Annotated in this window: 25 protein-coding genes; 23 read left to right on the top strand and 2 right to left on the bottom strand. The window is 35.3% G+C overall.

All coding sequences use genetic code 11. The features are described 5' to 3' along the window. The first annotated feature begins 150 nt into the window (after window positions 1-150). Entirely contained in the window at window positions 151-1062 is a 912-nt protein-coding gene (locus ACQV2P_RS07555; protein WP_428874948.1) for an AEC family transporter, read from the top strand. Between the two features lie 147 nt (window positions 1063-1209). Here ACQV2P_RS07555 and ACQV2P_RS07550 read toward each other — a convergent pair whose 3' ends face one another. Further along, a complete protein-coding gene (locus ACQV2P_RS07550; protein WP_428875984.1) occupies window positions 1210-1869 on the bottom strand; it encodes a PHP domain-containing protein in 660 nt (219 codons plus the stop codon). 273 nt (window positions 1870-2142) lie between these two features. Between ACQV2P_RS07550 and ACQV2P_RS07545 the strand changes: the two genes are divergently transcribed. From ACQV2P_RS07545 to ACQV2P_RS07525, 5 genes are all read left to right on the top strand, one after another. After that, the gene (locus ACQV2P_RS07545; RefSeq protein ID WP_428874951.1) at window positions 2143-2523 is read left to right on the top strand and encodes a hypothetical protein; all 381 of its coding nucleotides are present in this window, start codon (window positions 2143-2145) and stop codon (window positions 2521-2523) included. 44 nt (window positions 2524-2567) lie between these two features. Continuing rightward, on the top strand, window positions 2568-2945 hold the full coding sequence (locus tag ACQV2P_RS07540; RefSeq protein WP_428874952.1) for a hypothetical protein: 378 nt from the start codon (window positions 2568-2570) through the stop codon (window positions 2943-2945). Between the two features lie 271 nt (window positions 2946-3216). Continuing rightward, window positions 3217-3687 carry an HAD family hydrolase gene (locus ACQV2P_RS07535; RefSeq protein ID WP_428874531.1) on the top strand — a complete coding sequence of 157 codons (471 nt, stop codon included), beginning with the start codon at window positions 3217-3219 and terminating at the stop codon, window positions 3685-3687. Between the two features lie 17 nt (window positions 3688-3704). Beyond that, a complete protein-coding gene (locus tag ACQV2P_RS07530; protein ID WP_428874532.1) occupies window positions 3705-4403 on the top strand; it encodes an AzlC family ABC transporter permease in 699 nt (232 codons plus the stop codon). Continuing rightward, a complete protein-coding gene (locus tag ACQV2P_RS07525) occupies window positions 4396-4716 on the top strand; it encodes a branched-chain amino acid transporter permease (protein WP_428874533.1) in 321 nt (106 codons plus the stop codon). The genes ACQV2P_RS07530 and ACQV2P_RS07525 overlap by 8 nt, the downstream gene beginning before the upstream one ends. A gap of 13 nt (window positions 4717-4729) precedes the next feature. On the opposite strand, the gene ACQV2P_RS07520 is transcribed toward ACQV2P_RS07525, so the two are convergent. Next, entirely contained in the window at window positions 4730-5074 is a 345-nt protein-coding gene (locus ACQV2P_RS07520) for a carboxymuconolactone decarboxylase family protein (RefSeq protein WP_428894826.1), read from the bottom strand. Between the two features lie 214 nt (window positions 5075-5288). Between ACQV2P_RS07520 and yedF the strand changes: the two genes are divergently transcribed. From yedF to ACQV2P_RS07435, 17 genes are all read left to right on the top strand, one after another. Further along, on the top strand, window positions 5289-5630 hold the full coding sequence (yedF, locus tag ACQV2P_RS07515; protein WP_428874535.1) for a sulfurtransferase-like selenium metabolism protein YedF: 342 nt from the start codon (window positions 5289-5291) through the stop codon (window positions 5628-5630). A 21-nt stretch (window positions 5631-5651) separates the two neighbouring features. Then, window positions 5652-6839 carry a cobalamin-independent methionine synthase II family protein gene (locus ACQV2P_RS07510; protein ID WP_428894825.1) on the top strand — a complete coding sequence of 396 codons (1188 nt, stop codon included), beginning with the start codon at window positions 5652-5654 and terminating at the stop codon, window positions 6837-6839. A gap of 180 nt (window positions 6840-7019) precedes the next feature. Next, a complete protein-coding gene (gene pfkB / locus ACQV2P_RS07505) occupies window positions 7020-7937 on the top strand; it encodes a 1-phosphofructokinase (RefSeq protein ID WP_428874444.1) in 918 nt (305 codons plus the stop codon). Window positions 7938-7948: 11 nt separating this feature from the next. Continuing rightward, window positions 7949-9898 (top strand): PTS fructose transporter subunit IIABC, encoded by a 1950-nt coding sequence (locus tag ACQV2P_RS07500; RefSeq protein WP_428891984.1) that lies wholly within the window; start codon window positions 7949-7951, stop codon window positions 9896-9898. A gap of 484 nt (window positions 9899-10382) precedes the next feature. After that, window positions 10383-12497 carry a peptide ABC transporter substrate-binding protein gene (locus ACQV2P_RS07495; RefSeq protein ID WP_428894824.1) on the top strand — a complete coding sequence of 705 codons (2115 nt, stop codon included), beginning with the start codon at window positions 10383-10385 and terminating at the stop codon, window positions 12495-12497. 73 nt (window positions 12498-12570) lie between these two features. Next, window positions 12571-14067 carry an ABC transporter permease gene (locus tag ACQV2P_RS07490; protein ID WP_428882082.1) on the top strand — a complete coding sequence of 499 codons (1497 nt, stop codon included), beginning with the start codon at window positions 12571-12573 and terminating at the stop codon, window positions 14065-14067. Continuing rightward, window positions 14067-15002: an oligopeptide ABC transporter permease OppC gene (gene oppC, locus ACQV2P_RS07485; RefSeq protein WP_428874957.1), complete on the top strand. Its 936-nt coding sequence runs from the start codon at window positions 14067-14069 to the stop codon at window positions 15000-15002. The genes ACQV2P_RS07490 and oppC overlap by 1 nt, the downstream gene beginning before the upstream one ends. 12 nt (window positions 15003-15014) lie before the next feature. Continuing rightward, window positions 15015-16103 carry an ABC transporter ATP-binding protein gene (locus tag ACQV2P_RS07480; protein WP_428882083.1) on the top strand — a complete coding sequence of 363 codons (1089 nt, stop codon included), beginning with the start codon at window positions 15015-15017 and terminating at the stop codon, window positions 16101-16103. Beyond that, a complete protein-coding gene (locus ACQV2P_RS07475) occupies window positions 16090-17025 on the top strand; it encodes an ATP-binding cassette domain-containing protein (protein ID WP_428874958.1) in 936 nt (311 codons plus the stop codon). The genes ACQV2P_RS07480 and ACQV2P_RS07475 overlap by 14 nt, the downstream gene beginning before the upstream one ends. 87 nt (window positions 17026-17112) lie before the next feature. Next, window positions 17113-17223, top strand: a complete 111-nt coding sequence (locus ACQV2P_RS07470; RefSeq protein WP_428874437.1) for an LPXTG cell wall anchor domain-containing protein — start codon at window positions 17113-17115, stop codon at window positions 17221-17223. Window positions 17224-17378: 155 nt separating this feature from the next. Continuing rightward, window positions 17379-17873: a hypothetical protein gene (locus tag ACQV2P_RS07465; protein WP_428874436.1), complete on the top strand. Its 495-nt coding sequence runs from the start codon at window positions 17379-17381 to the stop codon at window positions 17871-17873. 646 nt (window positions 17874-18519) lie between these two features. Next, complete coding sequence (locus tag ACQV2P_RS07460) at window positions 18520-19659, top strand: hypothetical protein (RefSeq protein WP_428876619.1); 1140 nt, start codon at window positions 18520-18522, stop codon at window positions 19657-19659. Window positions 19660-20083: 424 nt separating this feature from the next. Then, window positions 20084-20473, top strand: coding sequence for a phage tail protein (locus tag ACQV2P_RS07455; RefSeq protein ID WP_428894823.1), 390 nt, complete (start codon window positions 20084-20086; stop codon window positions 20471-20473). Further along, window positions 20464-20685 carry a hypothetical protein gene (locus tag ACQV2P_RS07450; RefSeq protein ID WP_428876617.1) on the top strand — a complete coding sequence of 74 codons (222 nt, stop codon included), beginning with the start codon at window positions 20464-20466 and terminating at the stop codon, window positions 20683-20685. Before ACQV2P_RS07455 ends, ACQV2P_RS07450 begins: the two co-directional genes overlap by 10 nt. Window positions 20686-20942: 257 nt before the next feature. Further along, window positions 20943-21221, top strand: a complete 279-nt coding sequence (locus ACQV2P_RS07445; protein WP_428894822.1) for a hypothetical protein — start codon at window positions 20943-20945, stop codon at window positions 21219-21221. A 203-nt stretch (window positions 21222-21424) separates the two neighbouring features. After that, window positions 21425-22555: a Fic family protein gene (locus ACQV2P_RS07440; RefSeq protein ID WP_428885307.1), complete on the top strand. Its 1131-nt coding sequence runs from the start codon at window positions 21425-21427 to the stop codon at window positions 22553-22555. A 167-nt stretch (window positions 22556-22722) separates the two neighbouring features. Then, window positions 22723-23046 (top strand): transposase, encoded by a 324-nt coding sequence (locus tag ACQV2P_RS07435; RefSeq protein ID WP_428894827.1) that lies wholly within the window; start codon window positions 22723-22725, stop codon window positions 23044-23046. The last annotated feature ends 105 nt before the right edge of the window (window positions 23047-23151 follow it).

Below are 23151 nucleotides of genomic sequence, written 5' to 3'. Positions count from 1 at the left end.
CATAAGCATGCCATTTTAGAAGCACCTTGTGTAACATATGTTTGACAACTCTAGAGATCGATGCCTTGAAAGTGTTTGAAAGATATTCAGTTTGCAAACCAACTATGTTAAGATGAGGGGGTTAATAAAAAGGTATAGGGAGGATCATTAATGGCAACTTTTTTTGAGATGCTGAGCATCCAATTAGTTCTAATTGTTTATGTCTTAGCAGGTGTGCTAGCCTATAGAAAAAGAATGATTACGGATCAGAATCGTCCAGCTTTAATTAAATTAATTGTTGAGATACTTGTTCCCGCACTTATTTTTAAGTCGTTTTTTAATATAACTTGGAACATTATTGAGCTAAGCTTTCAAACTTTAATCATTGCTACTATTATTTATACAACGATAACCCTTTTCGGCGGCTTCTTTTTTCGGGATTTGCCGGAAAAACAAGCTAAAATTTTACATTATGCGACCCTTTGTAACAGTGCCGGTTTTGCTGGATTACCCATCGTTACATCCTTATTTGGTGAATTAGGCGCTATTTTAGCCGCCGTTTATTTAATACCTCACCGCATTTTTACCTATACAATTGGTATTTCTTTATTAGTAAAACAAGAAAAGAGTTTTAAAGAGACGCTTCTTTCTTTTATAAAAAACCCTATGATTTTGGCAGTTATCTTTGGATTGGTGCTGGGCTTAAGCCAAATTTCTATACCAAGCTTTATCATGAATAGTTTTGATGGTTTGAGTCGCACAGTTACTCCTTTATCCATGATTACCATCGGTTCAATTATTGGTTCGGTTAAAATGGAGGCTCTTTTTGAGAAAGCGGTTATACGGTTTGTAGGTGTTAGAATGCTACTTATACCCTTAATCGTTTTACTGAGCTTAAAATTTCTGCAAGTAGATGAGCAAATAGCAGGTATGTGTGTGGTGATGGCGACCATGCCCGCCGGGGCTACCACGCCTATTTTAGCGGCTAAATACGATTTAGATGTCGCTTTGGCTTCTAAACTAACTTTTGTATCAATTATTTTATCCCTCTTTTTAAGTCCAGCCTTTTTGGCTTTCGTTTAATTTGAAGACAGAGGAGGAGAAATTTTCATGCCAGCCATACATAAAAAAACTAACAAAAAAAGATCTGCATAATGTACTGACCCCCTAAAGTTGGACCATGAAATCCAACTTTAGGGGGTCAGTACATTGAGCTAGCTCTTTTTCTGCTTATGCAGTGACTGTTTCGATAATTTGATGGCCCTTAACCATAACTGGTTGACAGTTTCCTTTTTTTAATTCTTGAGCAAGTTCATGGATAGTTGAAACCTGGTTAGGAAAATATGTCGCGTAAACGCCTACTTGGCCAAAATGATGAGAATCACTTCCACCAACACATTGTAGACCGTGTTCTTTGGCTGTAATAAAGGCTTGTTGATTTTCTTCTAAAGTTGAATTGCCATTTAACACTTCAACTGCATGAAGGCCTTTAACTTTATAAATATGGTCACCAAGGCCTCGGTTATTATTACGATAGGGATGAGCGGCTGTACAAGCTCCACCTTTTTTATTCACGTAATCAATGAATTCTTGAGCTGATAGGCCCGGCTCAGGCAATTCGTCAATTCCATAGGCTAAGACATCGCCTTCAGTAGTTAGATATTCCACCCCCACAAAGATTGGAAAATCGAGACGTTGTTGAGCCTCTTCAACTAAAGTCATGAAACCAATTGAGTCGTGGTCTGTAATACAAACGGCATCAAGTCCGATTAGTTTGGCTCTTTCGACAATCTGCTCAATTTTCATAAAGCTATCGGGTGAAAATGTCTTCTCATGCATATGTAGGTCGATTAACATATTGGATAATCCTCTCTTATAAGTTTGTAACATTAAATATTGTTCAACATCCCTATTTTACGTAAGCTTACCTCGCTATTCAAATTGAAAAACAATCTTAAAAATTTATTTATAGTCTTTATTAATACATTTGTATCAATGATTTAGCAAGTTTAGCTTTAAATTTATTAGAAAAAATAATAAATAATGACAGAACAATTTAATAAATAAAATATTTTTATTAAAAGATAATAAGAAAGAAAAATTTTAATGGAAAAACGTTTACAAAACTGGTAGGATAGCATTAAATGCTTCGGAGGTGCTTTTATGAAATTGTTAAAAGACACAAGAATAAGAATAGCTTTAATCTCAATCTTAATTTTCTTATTTGCCTATCAAAATGTGGATCGATACTTGCAGCAGATGGACGAACAGAGACGAAATAATTTAGAAACGGTTACTTTAATTGCTAGGGCTTATGGTTATGACGGAGAAGAGGAATCAGATCCTGTACTAGAGTTTATTGATAAGCAACCGTCAAAAAATTTCACCTATGATCAAGAAGCTAAAATTGATTTGGCTCATTATTTTCATGGGGTCTCCAAAGAACAAATTATTTTGAAACGTGGTGGGATTCTTATATCAATGTTAATAATTCCATATCTGCTTTTTGAGTTTATAATAAGTAAATCGGGCTTTTTATTCTAATAGCTGTTTGAAAATATGAAAGAGTAGCAATAAGGAGGAGAAAAATGAAATATTTTTCAAATTTTAAGATTCGAGCTTTATTCTTTTTTATAATAATCAGTACACTTGCGTATTTACTAGTAAAACCGATATATGATTCTTATATTATTTATAAGGAGAACGATTATTCAACCGTGTCTGTGCTGTCTAAAATACATGGTTATGAGGGTGAAGATGATATTGATTCAAAATTAGATTATATGGAACAATTGCCAGAGAATAAATTAAATAATATAGAGAAAGGGATAGTTAGTCGAGCGCGTTATTATAGAACGGATCCTGAAGTGAAAATTGTACTTAAAAAGGGAGCTATTATTGTAATAAGCTTATTCACTTTTTATTTAGTCGTCGAATACGCTTTAACGCGAACTTATTCAATTTAAAAATTGAAAACCACTAAATGAGTATCGAGAACTAAATCTACCTCTATTTTTAATAGAGGTCGTTTTAATTTGTCTAGTGAAAGTATATGAGAACTTTCTTAGGGACTTTTCATTCAAATTTAAGAGATATTTGATTAAATAATAGTATACTTATAAGTGAGCGCGTTTTAGTATTTTTAATACGTAATCTTATTTTTAAAAGCATTCGAGAAAACGCTTACAAACGCTCTGCGTTTCGGTCTCAAATAAAGATGTGTTTAAGGAGATAAAGATGATAAAATACGAAATTCCAGGTAATGGAGTGATCAAAATATCTAATGTGATTATTGATTTTAACGGCACCATCGCTGAAGACGGGAAATTAATTGAAGGAGTGGAAGAACTTCTTTCGAGTCTTTCAGAAAATGTTAAAATTTTTATCGCCACTGCTGATACCTATGGAACTGTTAAACAACAGTGTCAAAAACTTCCAGTTGAACTGGCTACCTTTCCTTCGAGTAAAGCAGCTATCTCCAAGAAACTACTGCTTGAAGAATTAGATTCTAAAAGCTGTGCCTGTATAGGCAATGGCTATAACGATGGAGAAATGATGAGTGTAGCTGCTTTATCAATAGCTGTTATAGGAAATGAAGGGCTATCCACTGTTAGTATTCGTAATGCCGATATTATTGCACCTAATATTCATTCAGCGCTTAACATCTTGCTTAAGCCTGAGCGTATTAAAGCTACTTTACGTCATTAAGTTAAAGGAGTTAGAAAATGGATAAAAAACATTGGAGATATGCCTTTGAAAAGACATTGCCAATTGGTATCGTTTATCTCATGCTAGCCTTAGGTTTTGGTATTATGATGCAGGCTAAAGGCTTTGGTTGGATTTGGGCATTATGCTTGAGCTTTTTTGTCTACTCAGGGTCTATCCAGTTTTTAGCACCAGTCATTCTTTCTTCATCCACTGGCTTATTTGCTACAGTTATTTTAACCTTTATGGTTAATTTTCGCTTATTATTTTATGGTATTAGTCAGTTGGAAAGATACAAAAAGATAAAAGGTTGGCGCAAACTCTATTTAATTCATGGCCTTACGGATGAAACTTTTTCTTTGGTATGTACAGACCACTTACCTGAAGGAATTGAACGTGAGAAGTATTCCCTTTATGTCACAGTACTCAATCATATGTATTGGACTCTTGGTAGTGTAGCGGGTAGTTTAGTAGGAAATCTCTTACCTTTTTCAACGGAGGGCATTGATTTTGCTCTAACAGCATTGTTTTTTGTCGTCGTTCTCAATCAGTGGGAAGCTACCAATAATCACAAGCCTGCTCTTTTAGGGATGACTGTTGGGTTTATATTTTTCATAATATTTGGACCAGATAATTTTATGCTGCCGTCAATGCTTGTTGTCATTGCTTTTCTACTAATTGAAAATAGACTTAAAGGAGGCCAACCAGATTATGTCTAACCTTCATTCTATCATGTTGATTGTCGTTATGGTCATTGTGACAATCACTATTAGAGCTACTCCCTTTATTATTTTCAAAAGGAAAACTCCTATTTGGATTATTTATTTGGGGCAAGTTTTTCCTTATGCCATTATGACAATCTTATTGATTTATTCATTTAAAGATATTGCCTATACTTCTCAGCGAACGATAGCGGCTATAATATCTTGCTTTTTGGTATTCGTTTTACATAAATGGCGACATTCTACTGTCTTTTCCATTTTGGGAGGAACAGTTTTGTATATGGTATTGGTGCAAACTATTTTTCAATAAATTTTCATTATGCTTAAAAAGCCAGAGCAAATGCCTCTGGCTTTTTAATATATTTTAAAAACCGATCGAAGCAATCTAACACCTTACCGGCAAAGGCCATACCTGGATCACCATCCACAAGAATAGCAATATTGTCTAAATCCGATAATTGCTCGTAATTTCCTCCTGCTTTTATGTATTGATCAACATGAACAGCAATACATGTCTCACAGCGTTGATTAATAGCAACAGCAAGAATAATTAACTCTTTAGTAACTGCATCTGGAGCCGAGGGCTTTGCTAAGATGGCAGCAAGCTGATTATAATGTTGAAGGTATTCAGGATTAAGTTCTGTTAAAAATTGTGTATTGGCACCCACTTCTTCTAAACCTTTACGATAATCAGTCCTATAAAGATTCCTTCTGCAAAGTTATTCTCTATTAGTATAGCTTTTTTATATGAAAGTATGTTCAAAAAAATTATATATATAAATTTTTCATAAATGACGGTTATTTATTTAATAATCTAATTTAATATTTAAAATTTTATCGAGTATACTAAGTTTATAAATAAACAAAAAGGAGATTAATCACATGTCAAAAGCTTATGATATCGTTCTACGTGGTACTGGTATGGGTGAAGGTGAAAAACCTCTAACAGAAAATTTGATGAAAGGTTTTTTAAATACGCTAGCTAACACTGATAAAGCGCCAAAGCATATCCTTTTATATGGTGAAGCTGTTAAGTTAGCTTGCAAGGGCTCAGACTCAATTGAAGATTTGAAAGCAATGGAAGATAAAGGAACCAAAGTTCTTTCATGCGGTATTTGCACTGAGTACTATGAAGTAGAAAAGTATATTATGGTTGGTCAAATTACAACAATGCGTGAAGTTGTTGATATTTTAACTGAAAGTGAATTAGTAATTGAACCTTAAAAAAGAATGTGAGGTAAAATAATGGAAACGACCTTTAAGCCGTTTACAACGACATTAATTGGATCGATGCCACGGTCGCCTCAATTACTCGCTGCCAAGGAAGCTTGTCAACATTTTGGTGAGTGTGATAAATACAATCAGCTGGTTCATGACGAAACTAAAGAGGTCATGGACCTCTTTAAACGTGCGGGCATTGATGTAGTTGTAAGTGGAGAAATTTCAAGAGATAATTTTATGTCTTATGTTGCTGAAAAAGTTGAAGGTATCGAACTTTTTTCTACAGAGGAAATTAATGACTTGCTTGGAAATAATGAGGATTATGTGCAATCCTTAAAAGAGATGGATGCTTCAGATAACTCAATGAATAGTCCAGTCTGTGTCGGTAAGCTCGATTTGGAAGCCGATTTATGTACTCAAGAGCAGGAGTTAATTAAAAGCTTAACTAATAAACCTTATAAAATCACTCTTCCTAGTCCATACCTTTTAACCCGATCAATGTGGGTAGAAGGAGTAAGTGATCAAGCTTATGCGAGTAGACGTCAATTGGGTAAAGATGTTGTTGAATTATTGAAAAACACCATTCATCGTTTATATGATAATGGGGCGCGCGTCATCCAAATTGATGAACCGATTCTTTCAGAGGTAGTTTTTCAAAGAGCCCAAGGGGATACCTCCTTCTACTGAGGAACCTTATCTGCAAAGGTCAAGGTTGACCAAGAATTAATGTTTGCTCAGTCTCTTATTCAACCTGTTCTAGATGAAATAAATAGTTTGGAAGGTTGCTTATCAGCTGTCCATGTTTGTCGAGGAAATTGGACAAAAGATGAGAGTGTATTATTAGAGGGAGCGTACGATAAATTAGGTAGCTTCTTTAATAAATTAACTGTCGATATGTTGGCTCTTGAGTTTTCAACCCCAAGAGCTGGTGAAATATCCAAGTTATTTTATAATAACTTTTTAGATGAGAAAATTATACTAGGCTTAGGTGTCATTAATCCGCGATCAGATGAGGTTGAATCAGTTGAAAAAATTATGGCTCTAGCTGAAGAAGCGTTAGAGTTCTTGCCACCAGAGAGAATTTGGCTGAATCCGGATTGTGGCTTTGCAACATTTGCCAATCGTCCGTTAAATCCTGAAGAAATAATCGAAGCCAAATTAACAAATATGTCTAAAGCCGCTCAACAATTACGTCAGAATCACTGTCAATAATTCTTTTTGCAACTAGCATAGGCTAGTTGCTTTTTTGTCTAGCTTTATAAATAAAATTTATATGAAATATTGAAACAAAGGTAAAGTTTTTCTATAATGTAAACATTAATCAGGAAACGCTTACTTAAAGCAACTTTAAAATTTTGTTCGTTAACTAATATATTTTTAAGGGGGGAGTCTATGAATTACACTATAACCTTTAATCCAGCCCTCGATTATTTTATAGAGACCAGGGACTTCAAGGAAGGAGCATTAAATCGTATAGATTCAGAAACCTATCTTATTGGAGGTAAGGGTTTAAATGTCTCACTATTATTGTCAGAGTTTGGAATAGCTTCTTGTGCCTTGGGATTTATGGGTGGGTTCACTGGGAATTATTTAACCAATTTATTAAAAAAACATTCGATTGCACATGATTTTATTGAAGTGAATGGTCAAACACGTATCAATGTGAAGCTGAAAAGTAAGAAAGAAACAGAACTAAATGCCAAAGGTCCTAAAATATTGAGACCTCAATATGAGGCGTTCTTTAGTCAATTAAAGCAAAAATTAAAAAAAGGTGATACCGTATTTTTATCAGGGAATTTAGCTCCAGGTATGGAAGCGAAAGATTACGAAAGGATAGGCGAACTGTGCCAAAAAACCCAGGTCAATTTCATATTAGATTCAAACCGGGAATTAGTAACATCATGCTTAACCTATCGTCCCTTTTTAATTAAACCCAATCAACAAGAATTGGCTGATATTTTCAATTCAGTTATTCACACGGACAAGGATGTCATAAAATATGCCAAACGTTTACAGCAACAAGGTGCTCAAAATGTATTAGTATCCCTAGGGGCTGACGGAGCTATATTGTTAACTAGCGATAGTAAAATTTATCGATCCAAGTCAGCTCCAGGAAAATTGGTTAATTCTGTGGGAGCAGGCGATTCGATGTTAGCAGGCTTTATGGCTGAATACCAATCTTCAAAGTCGTTTAAGAATGCCTTAAAGGTGGGAACGGCTGCTGGTGCGGCAACAGCTTTTTCTTTAGGTATAGCTGAGCGAAAGTTAATGGACTCTTTAGTGGATAAAATCAAAATACAAGAACTTTAGGAGGAAAAGTTATGCAGCTGTCAGAATTATTAAATATTGAAGTGATGGATCTTGATCTAATTGTTCGTAATAAATCAGAGGCTTTAAAGAGTCTTGTTAATAATTTCGATCAAGTCGGAGGAGTAACGGATCCAAAAGAATTATTTCAATCGCTACAAGCAAGAGAGCAACTCTCAACCACTGGAGTTGGTAACGGTGTGGCCATGCCGCATGCTCAATCATCAACGGTAAAAACGCCAATTATTATTTTTGCGCGTTCCCAAGCAGGCATTAATTGGCAAGCTTTAGATGAAAAAGATGTTCACTTAATTTTTATGATTTTAATGCCAAAAAACTCATCAAATGAGCATCTGAAGGCAATTGCTTCCTTGTCAAAAAAATTGATGGAAGAAGGAATGATTGATCAACTGATGTCTGTTAAGAATGCCCATGAAGTGGTTGATTTATTTTCTGAAGAAGCAGATTTAAAAGAAACAGCTCAAGCTAAAAGTGAAAAAAATATAATTTCTGAATCATCAGATACTTATATTTTAGCAGTTACTGCTTGTCCAACAGGGATAGCACACACCTTTATGGCTGAAGAAAAGTTAAAAGAAGCAGCTAAAAAAGCTGGGATCAGTATTAAAGTGGAAACAAACGGGCAAGCCGGTATCGGTAACAAACTTAATCAAGCGGATATTAAAAAGGCCGATGCAATTATCGTAGCGGCAGATAAACAGGTTGAAATGAATCGATTTGATGGCAAGCCGGTTATCATTACTAAAGTTTCAGATGGAATTAATAAGGCCGATGAATTAATAAATAGGGCCGTTCGTCTCGACGCTCCTATCTTTCACGCTAAGGGAGAAAAGGTAAATGAGATAGAAGATTCTGGTGAGAAAGAATCAATCGGTCGTCAATTCTACAAACATTTAATGAATGGCGTTTCTCATATGCTTCCATTCGTTGTGGCCGGTGGGATTTTGATTGCACTTTCTTTCTTCTGGGGTATAAATTCTGCTGACCCAAGTAGTTCAGACTATAGTGTATTTGCTCAAATACTAAAAACAATTGGTGGAATGTCTTTTGCCATGATGCTACCAATTTTATCTGGATTTATCGGTCAATCAATTGCAGATCGTCCAGGACTAATAGTTGGATTAATGGGTGGGATTTTTGCTAATCCTGGTGTTTTAGCTGCTTATGCACCACAAGGCATTTTTGAAAATCTAGTACCCTCTGGTTTTCTTGGCGCTCTGATAGCGGGTTTCTTAGCAGGCGCTATTATAAGAGGACTGCAAATTGCCTTCAAGTGGATGCCTAAAACCCTTGAGGGTATGAAGGCAATCTTCATATTCCCAGTTCTGGGTATTCTAATGATAGGTCTGCTAATGCTATTTGTAGTGAATGGTCCGATGGGTGCGGTGATGACGGGATTAATGAATGCGATTGAATCAATTCCAAGAGAATGGGGCATTGTATTAGGATTTGCAGTAGCAGCTATGATGTCTATTGATATGGGAGGCCCCATTAATAAGGCTGCTTATGTTACAGGAACAGCTCTAGTCACTCAAGCTCAAGGGGCGGGTTCAGATGTTATGGCGGCAGTAATGGTTGGTGGAATGGTTCCGCCTATGGCTATTGCCTTAGCCGCTACGATTAAACCAAAAGTGTGGTCAAAACAAGAAAGATCTTCGGCCTATGTGAATTATGCCATGGGAGCTAGCTTTATTACCGAGGGAGCAATACCTTTTGCAGCGGCTGACCCTTTACGCGTTATTCCTTGTCTAGCCTTAGGTGCAGGTTTAGCCGGTGCACTTTCAATGGCTTTTGAATGTGTTAGCTTAGTTCCTCATGGAGGTGTTTTTGCGATAGCAGCAGGTGGGGTAAGCAACCCAATCATGTATATTCTATCTTGGTTAATAGGTAGTATAGTATCAGCCTTTTTACTAAACTACACCCGTCAATTAAAGAAGGGGTAATAACCCAATAGGTATATTATTAACTAAATTTTGATAAATTATATAATTATAGTTATTAGTTTATTGCTTTGTGAGAATATATAGATAGTAAAGTTTGATTAATCGCTAACCATCGCTAATCTTAGTTGAGATTATTAGAAGATGCAGCGCTTTTCAAATCAAATTCTAATCAAACTAATATGGAAATTGTTTGGAAGATTGTTTAATATTAAGGACAGGAGTGAGAAAACGATAACATTTTCTACACCCTCTTAGGAATGATTAGAAAGAATCAACCGTTCTAGTTTTGCTCTTTCTATTTCATACTAAAACAAAGTAAACTGACTTACAATCGCTGCAAGACTTAAACTTTAAAATCAAATGGCTTGACAGCGTTTTCACTAATTGGTAAAATGTAAGCAATTACAGTTTTTGAAAGTGAGGGAAGTATACTCAGAAAAACTTTATTGTTTGTCGCTTTGTACATTTTTAAGGAGGAAAATTAATGAAGAAATCGTTAAGAAAAGTAGTTGTTTCTTTTGTAACTGCTTTGACGCTAGGTTCCGCAGTATCACCATTATTGGCTTCAGCACAAGATGAAATTGTTGGTGATTTAGTTCCAGAATATAAAGCTACTTATTTAGGGGATCCTACTTCACTGGACTATACATTCTCTATGCGTGATTCAAATACAAGTCATACAGTTAACTTCATCGATGGATTATACGAAAACGACCAATTCGGTAACTACATCCCATCAGTTGCAGAGTCTCATGAAGTTTCAGAAGATGGCTTAGTCTATACTTATAAAATCCGTCCAGGAGTTATGTGGTTTGATAACAACGGTAACGAAGTGGCTGAGACAACTGCTCACGATTTTGTTACTGGTTTAAAACACGCTGTAGAGGTTCAATCAGAAATGTTACCAATCGTACAATCATCTATTAAAGGTCTTAACGACTATGTAAATGGTAAAATTACTGATTTTGCTGAAGTAGGGGTCAAAGCGATTGATGATTATACCCTTGAATATACTCTCGAAGAACCAGAACCATATTTCAACTCAAAAACAACTTATGGTATTTTATATCCAATCAATCAAGAGTTTCTAGATTCTGTTGGAGATGATTTCGGTTCATTAACTCCAGACTCAATTTTATACAATGGAGCTTTCCTACTTTCTAACTTAACTGCTAAATCTGAAATTGAATACACTAAGAACGAAAATTATTGGGATGCTGATAATGTATTCTTAGACACAGTTCAATTTACTTACAATGATGGTTCTGATCCAGAAGTATTCTACCGTCTATACAAAGATGGAGCTGTATCGTTCTTTACAGTAAATCCTACTTTACCAATCTATGACGATGTTAAAGCAGAATTCGACGGTTATATCACACAACAACAACGTCAAGGATCTTCATTCTTATTACAGTTTAACTTAAACCGTTTGAAGCATGAAGCAACTGGTAAAACTACTGAAAAGCAACATGAAGACACTCACCAAGCACTTTTAAATAAAGCTTTCCGTCAAGCAATTATGTTTGCTTTCGATAAACACACTTACATGACACAAAAATTCGGTGAAGAATTTGCTGATACAGATATTCGTAACTTATTAGTTGCACCAGAATTTGTTATGTTAGAAGAAGAGTCATTTGGAGAAGCAGTAGCACGTCACCTTGAAGAAATGAATCCGGAACTTTATGAAGGAATCAACTTGGAAGATGGACAAGATGCATTCTTCAATCCAGAAAAAGCTCAAAAATTAATTGAACAAGCAAAATCTGAATTAGAAGGCGTAGACTACCCAATTCAATTAGATATTCCAGTTCTAGAAACAGTTCCTGTGGCTGTCAACTTTGCTGAGTCTTTAAAAGCTTCTTTTGAAGAAGTTTTAGGTTCTGAAAATGTTGTAGTTAATCCAGTTCTTCTAAACCAAGATACATATTTAAACGCAACATTCAACGCTACTGTTGCTGCAGAAGTTGATTATGATATGACTAATGAATCTGGTTGGATTCCTGACTACTTAGACCCATCAACATTCTTAGATATTTATTTACCTACTAATGGTACTTTCTTAGTTCCAATTGGTTTTGATCCAATTCTTAAAGAAGGACAAGAAGATCCATATGCAGAAGCACGTGAAGCTTCAGGATTATACGAATATGCTGAATTGGTCAAAGCAGCTGATGCTATTAATGATGATTTAGATGCTCGTTACGATGCTTATGCTAAGGCACAAGCTTGGTTAACAGATTCTGCAATCGCAATTCCATTTAACACTTTAGGATCACACCTACGAGTTACTAATATTGTTCCGTTCTCTGGTCCTTACTCATTTGCAGGTACTGGTCAACGTAGATTCAAGTTCTTGAAAGTTCAATCTGAACCTGTTTCATATGAACAATGGCAAGCGGCTTACGATAATTGGTCAGCTAATAAGTTAGACGGATCAAGTGTTTCAAGTGAAGTTGGTGGAAGCAAAACTGATGAGTCTGCTTCTAAAGAAGAAACTGAAGAAGAAATGATGGACGAGTCAGCTGAAGAAACTGAAGAAACTGAAGAAATGAAAGATGAATCAGCTGAAGAAACTGAAGAAGCGGCTGAATAGTCAAAAGAAAATGTAATCTTAGATGAAAAAGGCTGAGAAATTGGCCTTTTTCATTTATTATAGGAGGATTCAAATGAAAAAATACTTATTCAAAAGAATTCTTCGGTCACTATTTTCGATTTTTATGGTTACTACTTTAGTGTATTTAGCCATTTTTTCACTGGTGCCGAGAAATTCAATCTTCAAAGATGACCCTGCAATTGCTAAATTAAAGTCACAACCCGATCAACTTTTAGAGTATCAAAATAGCGCTTTTGACCGAATGGGGTATATTAATTATTTAAATCAACGTGACTTTCAAAAGGAAGTTCAAAAAGACTATCCAGAATTTACAAATCAAGAAAGTCCCGAGAATCAAGCAATTATAGACAAATGGCAAGAAAATAACCAAAATTGGGAAGTAGGTCAACTTCCGATAAGCGGAGGCTATTTTGCTACCGATGAAGTTTCAATTGGTGCAAGGGTCTTAAATTTTTATAAAAATTTGATTGAGTTTGATCACCCTTGGCGTATTAAAGACCCGGAAAATCCTGATCTAAAGCGTGGATATAAAATCACTCACGACGCAACAGCTGGTTGGGCATTAACTGGTTCAGGTACAAAATATTACTACCAAATCTACTTCAATAATAAATTCCCATTTATCCACCAAAATTTCCTTAAAATTAATTTAGGAGTTTCATACCCTACTTTTGCAGGGAAGCCTGTTGTGGATGTTATTACGGACAAACAAGGTCGTTCAGTAACAGAAGAAATTACTATGCCAGATGGTAAAACCTTTAAATCTGCCATTAATCCTTACACACGTTACTACAAACCAACAGCTGAACTTTCTTTAACAGAAAAACGTATGTTTGAAGGTTCAAACTATGCAGGGGCTGATTCTAATAACGAAGATCCATCTATGATGATGATTTCATTTAGAAACGGCATTGCCTCAATTATTTTAATGTATACTATTGCTATACCAATGGCTATGGCTATGGCAAGATACAAAGGTCAATTGGTAGATAAGTTAGGAACTGCAATTATCACACTCTTAATCTCAGTACCTTCAGTTGCTTTCATTTTCTTTGGACGATATATTGGTAATAAGTTCTTTGGGCTACCTGATTTATTCCCAATTTTTGGACCTGGGAATATTAAATCCTATATAATGCCTGTTATTGTTTTAGCTTTATTAGCTCTATCTGGTTCTGTAATGTGGATTCGACGCTATATGGTCGATCAGCAGTCATCTGATTATGTTAAATTTGCTAAAGCGAAAGGTTTAAGTCAATCAGAAATATCTCGCAAACATATATTTAGGAACGCGATTATACCAATTGTGAACGGTGTTCCTGGAGCAATTATTTTCTCAATTGCTGGAGCCACAATCACTGAACAAGTATTTGCCATTCCTGGAATGGGTAAAATGTTGCCAGATGCAATTCTTTCTCATAATAACCCAATCACTGTTGGATTAATCTTTATATTCTCAGTTTTAGGGGTTGTCTCTATCATGTTAGGCGATATTGCGATGACTCTTGTGGATCCACGTATCCGCCTAGAAGTGAAGGAGGATAAATAATGGAAGTACAACCTAATATTAATGATGCTTCTTTTCGTTTTGTAGAAACAAATGAAAAAGAAGCTGAAAAAATTAATTCACCAAAATACTCTTATTGGCAATCGGTTTGGAGAACTTTTGGTAAAAATAAGATTGCTATTTTCTTCTTATTTCTTATGACAGCAATCATTTTAATGTCATTTATCCAACCTATTTTCTCTGGTTATGATCCAATGGATACTGCTAAAATTAATGATTTATCAGCACGCTATATTGAACCGAGTGCAAAGCACTGGTTTGGTACAGATGCTAATGGACAATCATTATTTGATGCTACTTGGTCTGGAGCAAAAACATCCATTTCAATCACAGTTTTAGCGACTTTGGTCACTACGACGGTTGGTGTAGTAGTTGGTGCATTCTGGGGAATGTCACAAAAAATAGACGTTTTCATGCTAGAGGTTTATAATGTTTTTGCTAATATTCCACCGTTATTAATTATTATGGTATTAGCCTATTCATTAGGGAATGGTTTTTGGAATTTACTTTTTGCAATGACCCTCACTTCATGGATTTTTACGGCATACTTTATTCGTGTACAAGTAATGATTATGCGTGATCGAGAGTATAATTTAGCATCAAGAACTCTCGGAACACCAGCAAGACGAATGATTTTTAAAAACATTTTGCCTTATTTAACATCAATCATTACTACAGACGTTTCCAGAGTTTTACCAGGATTTATTGCGACTGAAACTTTCCTATCCTTTATTGGAGTTGGTTTATCAGCTGATATTGTTTCTTTAGGTGGATTAATTCAGAAGTATTCCACAAATATCGCTTCAAAACCGTACTTATTCTGGATTCCTGTATCTGTTCTTGCTTTGATTTCAGTTTCTCTTTACATTGTGGGTCAAGCATTAGCTGATGCAACTGATCCTAAGAATCACATATAGGAGGCAATTGAAATGACAGAAAAGAAAAAGATATTAGAAATAAGAGATCTGGTTGTTAAATTCCAGGTGCGTGACTCTGAATTGACTGCTATTCGTGGTATCGATTTAGACCTTTATGAAGGTGAGGTTCTTGCTTTAGTAGGGGAATCTGGATCAGGAAAGTCAGTTTTAACGAAAACATTTACAGGAATGCTTGAAAAAAATGGTAGTATTCCAGAAGGTAAAGTTATCTATAAAGGCGATGAGTTACAAAATTTTACTTCAGATAAACAATGGTTAAAATATCGTGGTAAAGAAATGGCAACAATTTTCCAAGATCCAATGACTTCTTTGAATCCAGTCTTAACAATTGGAACTCAAATAACAGAGGTTATTACTAAGCATCGTAATGCTTCGCAAAAAGAAGCAAAAGAGGTAGCGATTGATTTAATGGAGCGTGTTGGTATTCGTGACGCTGAAAAACGTTTTGATGATTATCCGTTTGAATATTCAGGTGGAATGCGTCAACGTATTGTCATTGCAATTGCATTGGCATGTCGTCCTAAAGTATTGATTTGTGATGAACCAACGACTGCTTTGGATGTTACTATTCAAGCTCAAATTCTAAGATTACTAAAAGAATTACAAAAAGAATATGAATTTACAACTATATTTATTACTCATGACTTGGGTGTAGTGGCTCAAATTGCAGACCGTGTTGCAGTAATGTATGCGGGACAAGTCATTGAAACAGGAACAGTAGAAGATATCTTCTATGACCCAAGACATCCTTACACATGGGCACTTTTATCATCATTACCACAATTATCAAATCCGGAAGAAGATCTATTCTCAATTGCAGGTACACCACCTTCTCTTTATACAAAAATTGAAGGAGATGCTTTTGCTCCACGTAGTCCTTATGCAATGCAAATTGACTATGAAGCTGAACCACCTATGTTTAAAGTTTCAGACACTCACTACGCTAAAACATGGTTACTAGATCCTCGAGCACCGGAAGCTGAAAAACCATCTGTTATTCATAACCTTCATGAAAAATTGAAGAAAGTTCATGGTGCAGATGCAGCTCTTAGAGAGGAGTTAGCAAATGGAGAAAAATAGAGAAAAATTAGTTGAAGTAAACGACCTTGAAATCACTTTTGGTGAAGGCAAAGACAAGTTCGTTGCTGTTAAAGATGCCACTTTCCATGTATTTAAAGGAGAAACCTTATCATTAGTAGGTGAGTCTGGATCTGGTAAAACAACTATTGGTCGTGCAATTAATGGTATTAATAAAACTTCAGGAGGAGAAATTCTCTTTAAAGGTAAAAGAATTAATACTAAATTATCTGAAAAAGAGCGTAAAGAGCTAATTGGAAGCATTCAAATGGTCTTTCAAGATCCCTCTGCCTCTTTGAATGACCGTGCAACAGTAGAGTATATTATCTCAGAAGGCCTTTATAACTTTAATTTATTTAAAGATGAAGAAGATCGCTTGCAAAAAGTTGAGAATATGCTTAAAGAAGTTGGACTTTTATCTGAGCATATGTATCGTTATCCTCATGAGTTCTCAGGTGGACAACGTCAACGTATTGGGATTGCTCGAGCCCTTATTATGGAACCAGAACTTGTTATTGCAGATGAGCCGATCTCATCTTTAGATGTTTCTGTTCGGGCGCAAGTTCTTAACTTACTCCGTAAATTCCAACGTGAAAATGGCTTAACTTATATTTTTATTGCTCATGACTTATCAGTCGTACGTTATATTTCTGATAGAATAGCAGTAATTCGTAATGGTCGTATTCTTGAAGTTGCGGAAACTGAAGAATTATTCCGTAATCCAATTCATCCTTATACACAAGCTTTACTTTCTGCTGTACCTATTCCAGACCCAGAGCTTGCTCGTAAAGTTAAATTGAAAGTTTATGATCCTGAAATGCATGATTATTCAACTGATATACCAAAAGTACGTGAAGTACTCCCAGAACACTACATTTATTGTAATGAAGCTGAATTGGCTAAATATCAGGAAATGTATCATTAAGAGTTTAAGTCGAGGTTTTAATCTCGGCTTTTCTTTTATTATAAGTTAGTGTAAAATTAATATATCATTTAGAAATGAGGTAGAAAAATGTTACCACAAACAGGCGAAATGGCTACTTGGTTTTTGATTGTGATCGCAGCGATTGCTTTAATCGGTGGTATTGCAATGGTATACAAAGGCAATAAAAATAAGCGTTAAGCTTATTTTCAGACATCCTGCATCCCTTAGGTAGTTTAGGGGTGTATTTTTAAGCAGATTTCTTGAGTGAAAAGGCTTTATCTGTTAATATTTATGTATTAAGAAGGTCTTTAAAATGAATTCTTCTTAAAAAAGATTTAAGGAGTGGAAAAAATATGACCAAATTAAAAACAGTTATCGGTATGGTAGCAGGTCTTGCAGGTGCCTATGCGGTAGTTAATTATCTATACCCTGAAAAAACAGAGGAGTATCGTAAGAAATTATCAGAATCGAGTGTGGAAGCGCGCGATCAATTGGCTTCTTATAAAGAGCTTGCTCTTAAAAAGGGTCAAGAGTTATCTGATGTTGCTGCTTTAGCAAGTGAAGATGCTAAAGTATCTTTTTCAGAAACGGCAGAAGAATTAAAATTTTCTCTAACAAACTTGAAAAATCAATTATTTAGTTCAATTGAAGAAACGCAGCATTCTCTTGCTAATCAAAATGATGATTCTGATTTTAAAGAAGTTTTAGCTCATTCAGCTAATGAATTAAAAGAAGAAATTGGACAATCATTTGAAGAAATTCTTGAAAGTTTCGCCAATTTAAAACATGAGATTGAAGACACTACCGATATCGCAATTGAGTTATCAAAAGAAGTTACTGGTGAGTAATTTTATATAAATTGGCTTTATGTCAAATAGGGTTGATGCTATCCAAGGAGATTAAGCAACTAATGGTTGCTTGGTCTCCTTTTCTTTTCTTCTCTTCTTGACACATATACTCTTGGTTATCGATGAATTAAAGCTTAATTATACAAAACATGCCATCAAAAAATTAGCCCTAAGAAAAGTTTTACGAATCAGGGGTAAGCTCGGCTTGAAACGTACAAAATTCTGGCGGAGTCACGTCGCTATAGCTCTTACGAAGGCACTGTGGGAACAATTGCTCCCAACCACCTCAATCGTCGCTTTAGTGTAAAATGAATGGCAACTGAAAGTTAAATTAGGGAAAAATTCTGCTTATTTAAGCCCTATTATGGATTTATTTAACTCTGAAATGATCGCTTGGAATCTTAGCGATCATCCAACCTTAGATTGGGTCATCAAGCCATTGACTGACGCTATTGCTATGATTAAATTGGTCTTTAGAAGCGTTATATTTGAATTTTTACAAATAAGTTAGTATGCTAAGGATCAGGAAAGTTCTAAAAGAACGATTTGTCTAAAGCAATTATTTTATAGTATTTATCACCACTATAAAGATAAATTGTACCTTAAAGCACCTTGAGTGTTAAAACTTTAAGAAAGAGGGATTTATATGAATAATGAACGAGATAAGCACAATGTTGAGCCTACTGTTGGAGGTCAGGGTAAGGTCGTTGTAAAGGATCCTACTAAAGATACTGGCAACCACACTTATACCTCACATCATGATCACCATATAGGACATCATCATCGGATAGGAGAAAACTTATCGTGGCGTGCTGTTTTCGCTGGATTAGTGACTTTCGTCGCTTTAAGCATGTTGTTCTCTTTAATTGGGGCAGCTATCGGACTTGGAGCTACTGACTTAACCGCTGTTAATCCATTAGATGGAGTTGGAATGGGCTTAATCATTTGGACGATTGTGTCATTAATTTTAAGTTTAGCCGGCGGAGGATTTATCGCAGGATACACTGCACACCGAGCTGGTATGGTTCATGGTTTCCTGACATGGGCTACAGGCCTAATTGTAGCAGTAGTATTGGCTTCATCAGCAGTGACAGGAACTTTCAATACAATTGGTGCTATGTTTGGTGCGACAACTAGTGCTGCTGGAGATGCAATAGGAAATGTTTCAAAAGCTGCAGGTAATTTATCTGAAGAAGTATTTAACGCTGTAGCAGATAACTTACAACTTGATACATCGAATTTAGACCAAGAAGTACAAGATTTACTAGAAGACACTGAAATTGAACAGTTGCAACCAGGTTATTTACAAAATCAGTTAGATGAAACGGTAACTGATATTCAAAATGCAGCTAAAAGCGTTGTGGTTGATGGAAAACCTGTTGAGCAAGCGATGAAAGATGTTTATACAAACATTGAAGATCGTATGGCTACAATTGACGAAGGTTTAGATGAAGATGCTTTATCGAATGCTATTGCTGATAATACTGATTTAAATGATGAAGAAGCAGAAGAAGCTACAGCTCACATTATGAAATCATATGAAGAAGCTCAAGCTCAAGCGAAATATTTACTTGCTAGCGCTGAAACTGAAATGAATCGCTTAGAAAGTGGAACAAAACAAGCAATTGACGAAGGTGTCGAAACAACAAATGATGTTATGAATGAAGCTTCTAAATATTCTATCTATGCTTTCATTGGATCTGTTTTGGGATTAGTAATTTCTGCCTACGCTGGTAAGATGGGTGCAGAAAAAGAATTAGAGCAAGATCAAGTTGTTATTAAATAATTTAGCCTGTAATTTACAATATTAAACTAATAAAGAGTCTACTGATTATAGTGACCCAAGAAGTTGGACCAGAGAGATGAGTACATGTTTTATGTGCTTGTCTCTCTTATTTTATTGTTTTCTAAGCAGCTTGAAGATTAGCGAGAAACCTATCGAGAGGCCAGCATGAGGCAGCAGGGAACTTAAATCTACTTATGAAGATACACTTGATTCAATAAGTGAATTAAATAAAGCTCAAAACAAACTATAATTATTAATGAGTGACTTTGGAGATGAAATAGGCAAAGTACTAGCTCTGATATTGCAAGTTGTAGCTGATATCTTACAATCAATTAGAGAATAGTTTTCTAAGCTTCCTAAGCCCGCAAAGGAGTTTGCCATTGTCATAGGATTGCTGGTGACCGCCTTAGGGGTCATAGCCCCGGTGTTTATGGTGTTATTAGCCGTAGCAACTGCGGCTCAACTATCGATTTTTGGCTTTATCAAAGCCTCGTTAGCTACTATAGCTCCGATTGCTCTAACAATAGTTGCAATAGTAGGTTTTGTTTTAGTAATCAATCAGCTCTGGGAAACTAGTGACCAATTCAGAGAGGCTGTTATAAACACTTGGGTTGCTATAAAAGAGTTTTTACAACCAATCATCCAATCTATCAGCGATTTTGTAATGAAAATATGGAGTTCAATGACAAGTTGGTGGAATGAAAACAACGAACTAATTAAACAAATGATTAATACTGTTTGGGGCTGGATAAAGACTTTTATCTCAATAATATTGGATCAAGTTTTTGCTAAGGTCAGCTTAGTTTGGGATTGATTCAAGGGGTCACTCAAACGGTATGGCCTATCATTCAAGAAACAATCAGAATAGCAATGGACTTTATTCTAGGAATCATTAAGGCAGTTATGCAATTAATCAACGGTGATTGGTGTGGTGCATGGGAGACGGTAAAACAAACGGTGTTTCAAGCGTGGGAACGCATTAAATCCGGCACACAGCAAACAATCGATTCGGTAAAAACTTTATGATAAATGGATTGACTAGCGCAAAGAATAAAGCTGTGGAAATATTTAACAGTATCAAGCAAGCGATTACAGATAAAATTAATTCTGCAAAAGATGCGGTAGGGAATGCAACTGAAAAAAATAAAGGCTTCTTTAACTTCAGTTGGTCGTTACCCGAGATTAAATTATCACGACTCCCTAGATTGAGTATTACCGGTCGATTTAGTTTAACTCCACTACAAGTTCCAAGAATCTCTTAGCATGCGGACGGAGGAATTATGATGAATCATACAGTGTTTGGTATTAATGGCAAAAATATTCAAGTTGGTGGTGAAGCAGGTCCAGAGGCTATCCTACCATTAAGTTCTAAAGTATTAGGAGAGATTGGTGCAGGGATTGTTAAAGCAACTAATGTGACTAATAGCGAGAGTGGAGATACTTATATAACTGTCAATGCTGAAGTTGCTAATGACTATGATGTTGATCGTATGATAGATATCATTGAAGAAAGGTTAGGAGAAAAGGAAACTAGAACAAACGGAGATCTAGGTTTCACATAATAAATTATCCCCTTTGGTTAATACTGGAGGGAATCAAAATATCAATTCTAAGGTCAATTCAGGATTAATTATGAGTGAGGGTAGGCTAAATCAATGGAAAATTAGTTAGATAACATTTTCAAAACTTATAAATAAAGGAAAAATAATGCTTTTTTTATCTTAATATGATAAACTTAATCATGCTTAAAGGGAGGAGGAAAAATATGACAATTCAGGGTCTGGAATTATTGCCACCTAAAGTGTCTATAGAAGAAGAATTATCGTTATACAAAAAAATTGCTATTATCAAGAGTACGATAGGTAAGTTAAATTCAGAATTGAATCACTCTCCTGTCGATGATAACCTTCTTCAAATTCTTTCATTAAAGGAGTCGGTTCAATCAACTAGAATTGAAGGTACTCAAGTAACTTTTGCGGATATGATTGATCAAGCAAATTCAAAAAAGAAGTCTAAAGAAATTACAGAGGTACTTAATTATAAAAAAGCACTAACAGTTGGTATCGAAATGATCAATCAGGGAAATCCAATCAGTTCTAGGATGATAAAAAGTTTGCACAAAGAACTTATGTCCAATGAAGCGAGAGGAACGTCTGCTTCTGCTGGTGAATTTAGAAAAATTCAGAATCACATCGGTCCAGATAATAAAATCGAAAACGCAGTTTATATTCCAATTCCTGCTCAAAAAATCGGAGAATATATGACCAATTTGGAATATTATATTAATTCAGTAAAGCATTTTAGTTTTGAAAAAGAAAAGCTTGATGATTTTAATTATTTGGATGAAAATACCGATCCATTGATTAAGGCTGCAATTATTCATGCGCAATTCGAATCGATACATCCTTTTTTAGATGGAAATGGGAGATTAGGAAGAATACTAATTATTTTGACTTGCATGCAAGATAAACTAATTGATAAGCCAGTCTTCTTCATTAGTGAGGAATTGGAAAAAGAAAGGCTGAGATACTATAATCGCTTGAATGGGGTTCGTGGAAAAAATCCAAATTGGTTTGAATGGATAGACTTTTTCCTTTCAGCCTCAAAAAGAATGGCCGATTCCTTATCAGTAAAAGTAGAGAATATAAACAATTTAGCAAGATCAGGAATTAATATTATAAATGAGAACAATTATTACATTAATCAAATATGGCTATATACCTTTAGGAATCCATTTTGTAACGTAAAGGATGTTGCTAGAGCTTTAGGCATAACGGACGCAACAGCTAGAAAGTATCTAAAGAAATTATCTGATTTGAAGTTAATAGAGGAAGATAATTCAAAGAAGAGAAACAAACTTTATATTAATTATGACCTAATTAATATTATAAGTTAGTTTTTATATTCATAGCGTAAAATTTCTTGTGTAAGCTCCTAGACTCCCTAGAAAAAGAGACCTCACTTATGTAAGATTGTAATCACCACAAAACAATCACAAATAGGAGGTCCCTTATGGAAGACTTTAACACAAAATGATTCACAGCACTAGCACAAGGAGAATCTATTCATGAACTGTTTCGTCAGTCCTTAGAAGATGCCATTAATCTACTGCTTGAAAGCGAAAGAACAGTTTTTCTTAATTATGAGAAGTGGAAAGTGAAAGGTTATAATACCGGTAATTCAAGGAATGGTTATTATTCTAGAACACTCTCGACTGAATACGGTACGCTTCACCTCAAAATACCACGAGGTCGGTTAGGGCTGTTTGATATTAAAACACTTGAAAGCCTTCAAGAAGCGCCTGCTCATTTAGAAAAGATGATAATTTTAATGTATCAAAAAGGTGTGACAACACGCGATATCTCAGAACTTATTGAAAAAATGTAGGGTCATTGTTATTCACCAACGACCCTCTCCAACCTTTCAATAACATTTTAAGAAGAATTAGCCGCTTACCGACAACGTCCGATTAAACAAGACGATGTTTGTCTA

This window comes from Facklamia sp. P12932 (genome assembly GCF_050409545.1).
In the GTDB taxonomy this organism is placed as follows: domain Bacteria; phylum Bacillota; class Bacilli; order Lactobacillales; family Aerococcaceae; genus Facklamia.
The sequence above is the reverse complement of the archived record's forward strand: the minus strand, read 5'-3'. Positions and strand labels throughout refer to the sequence as shown.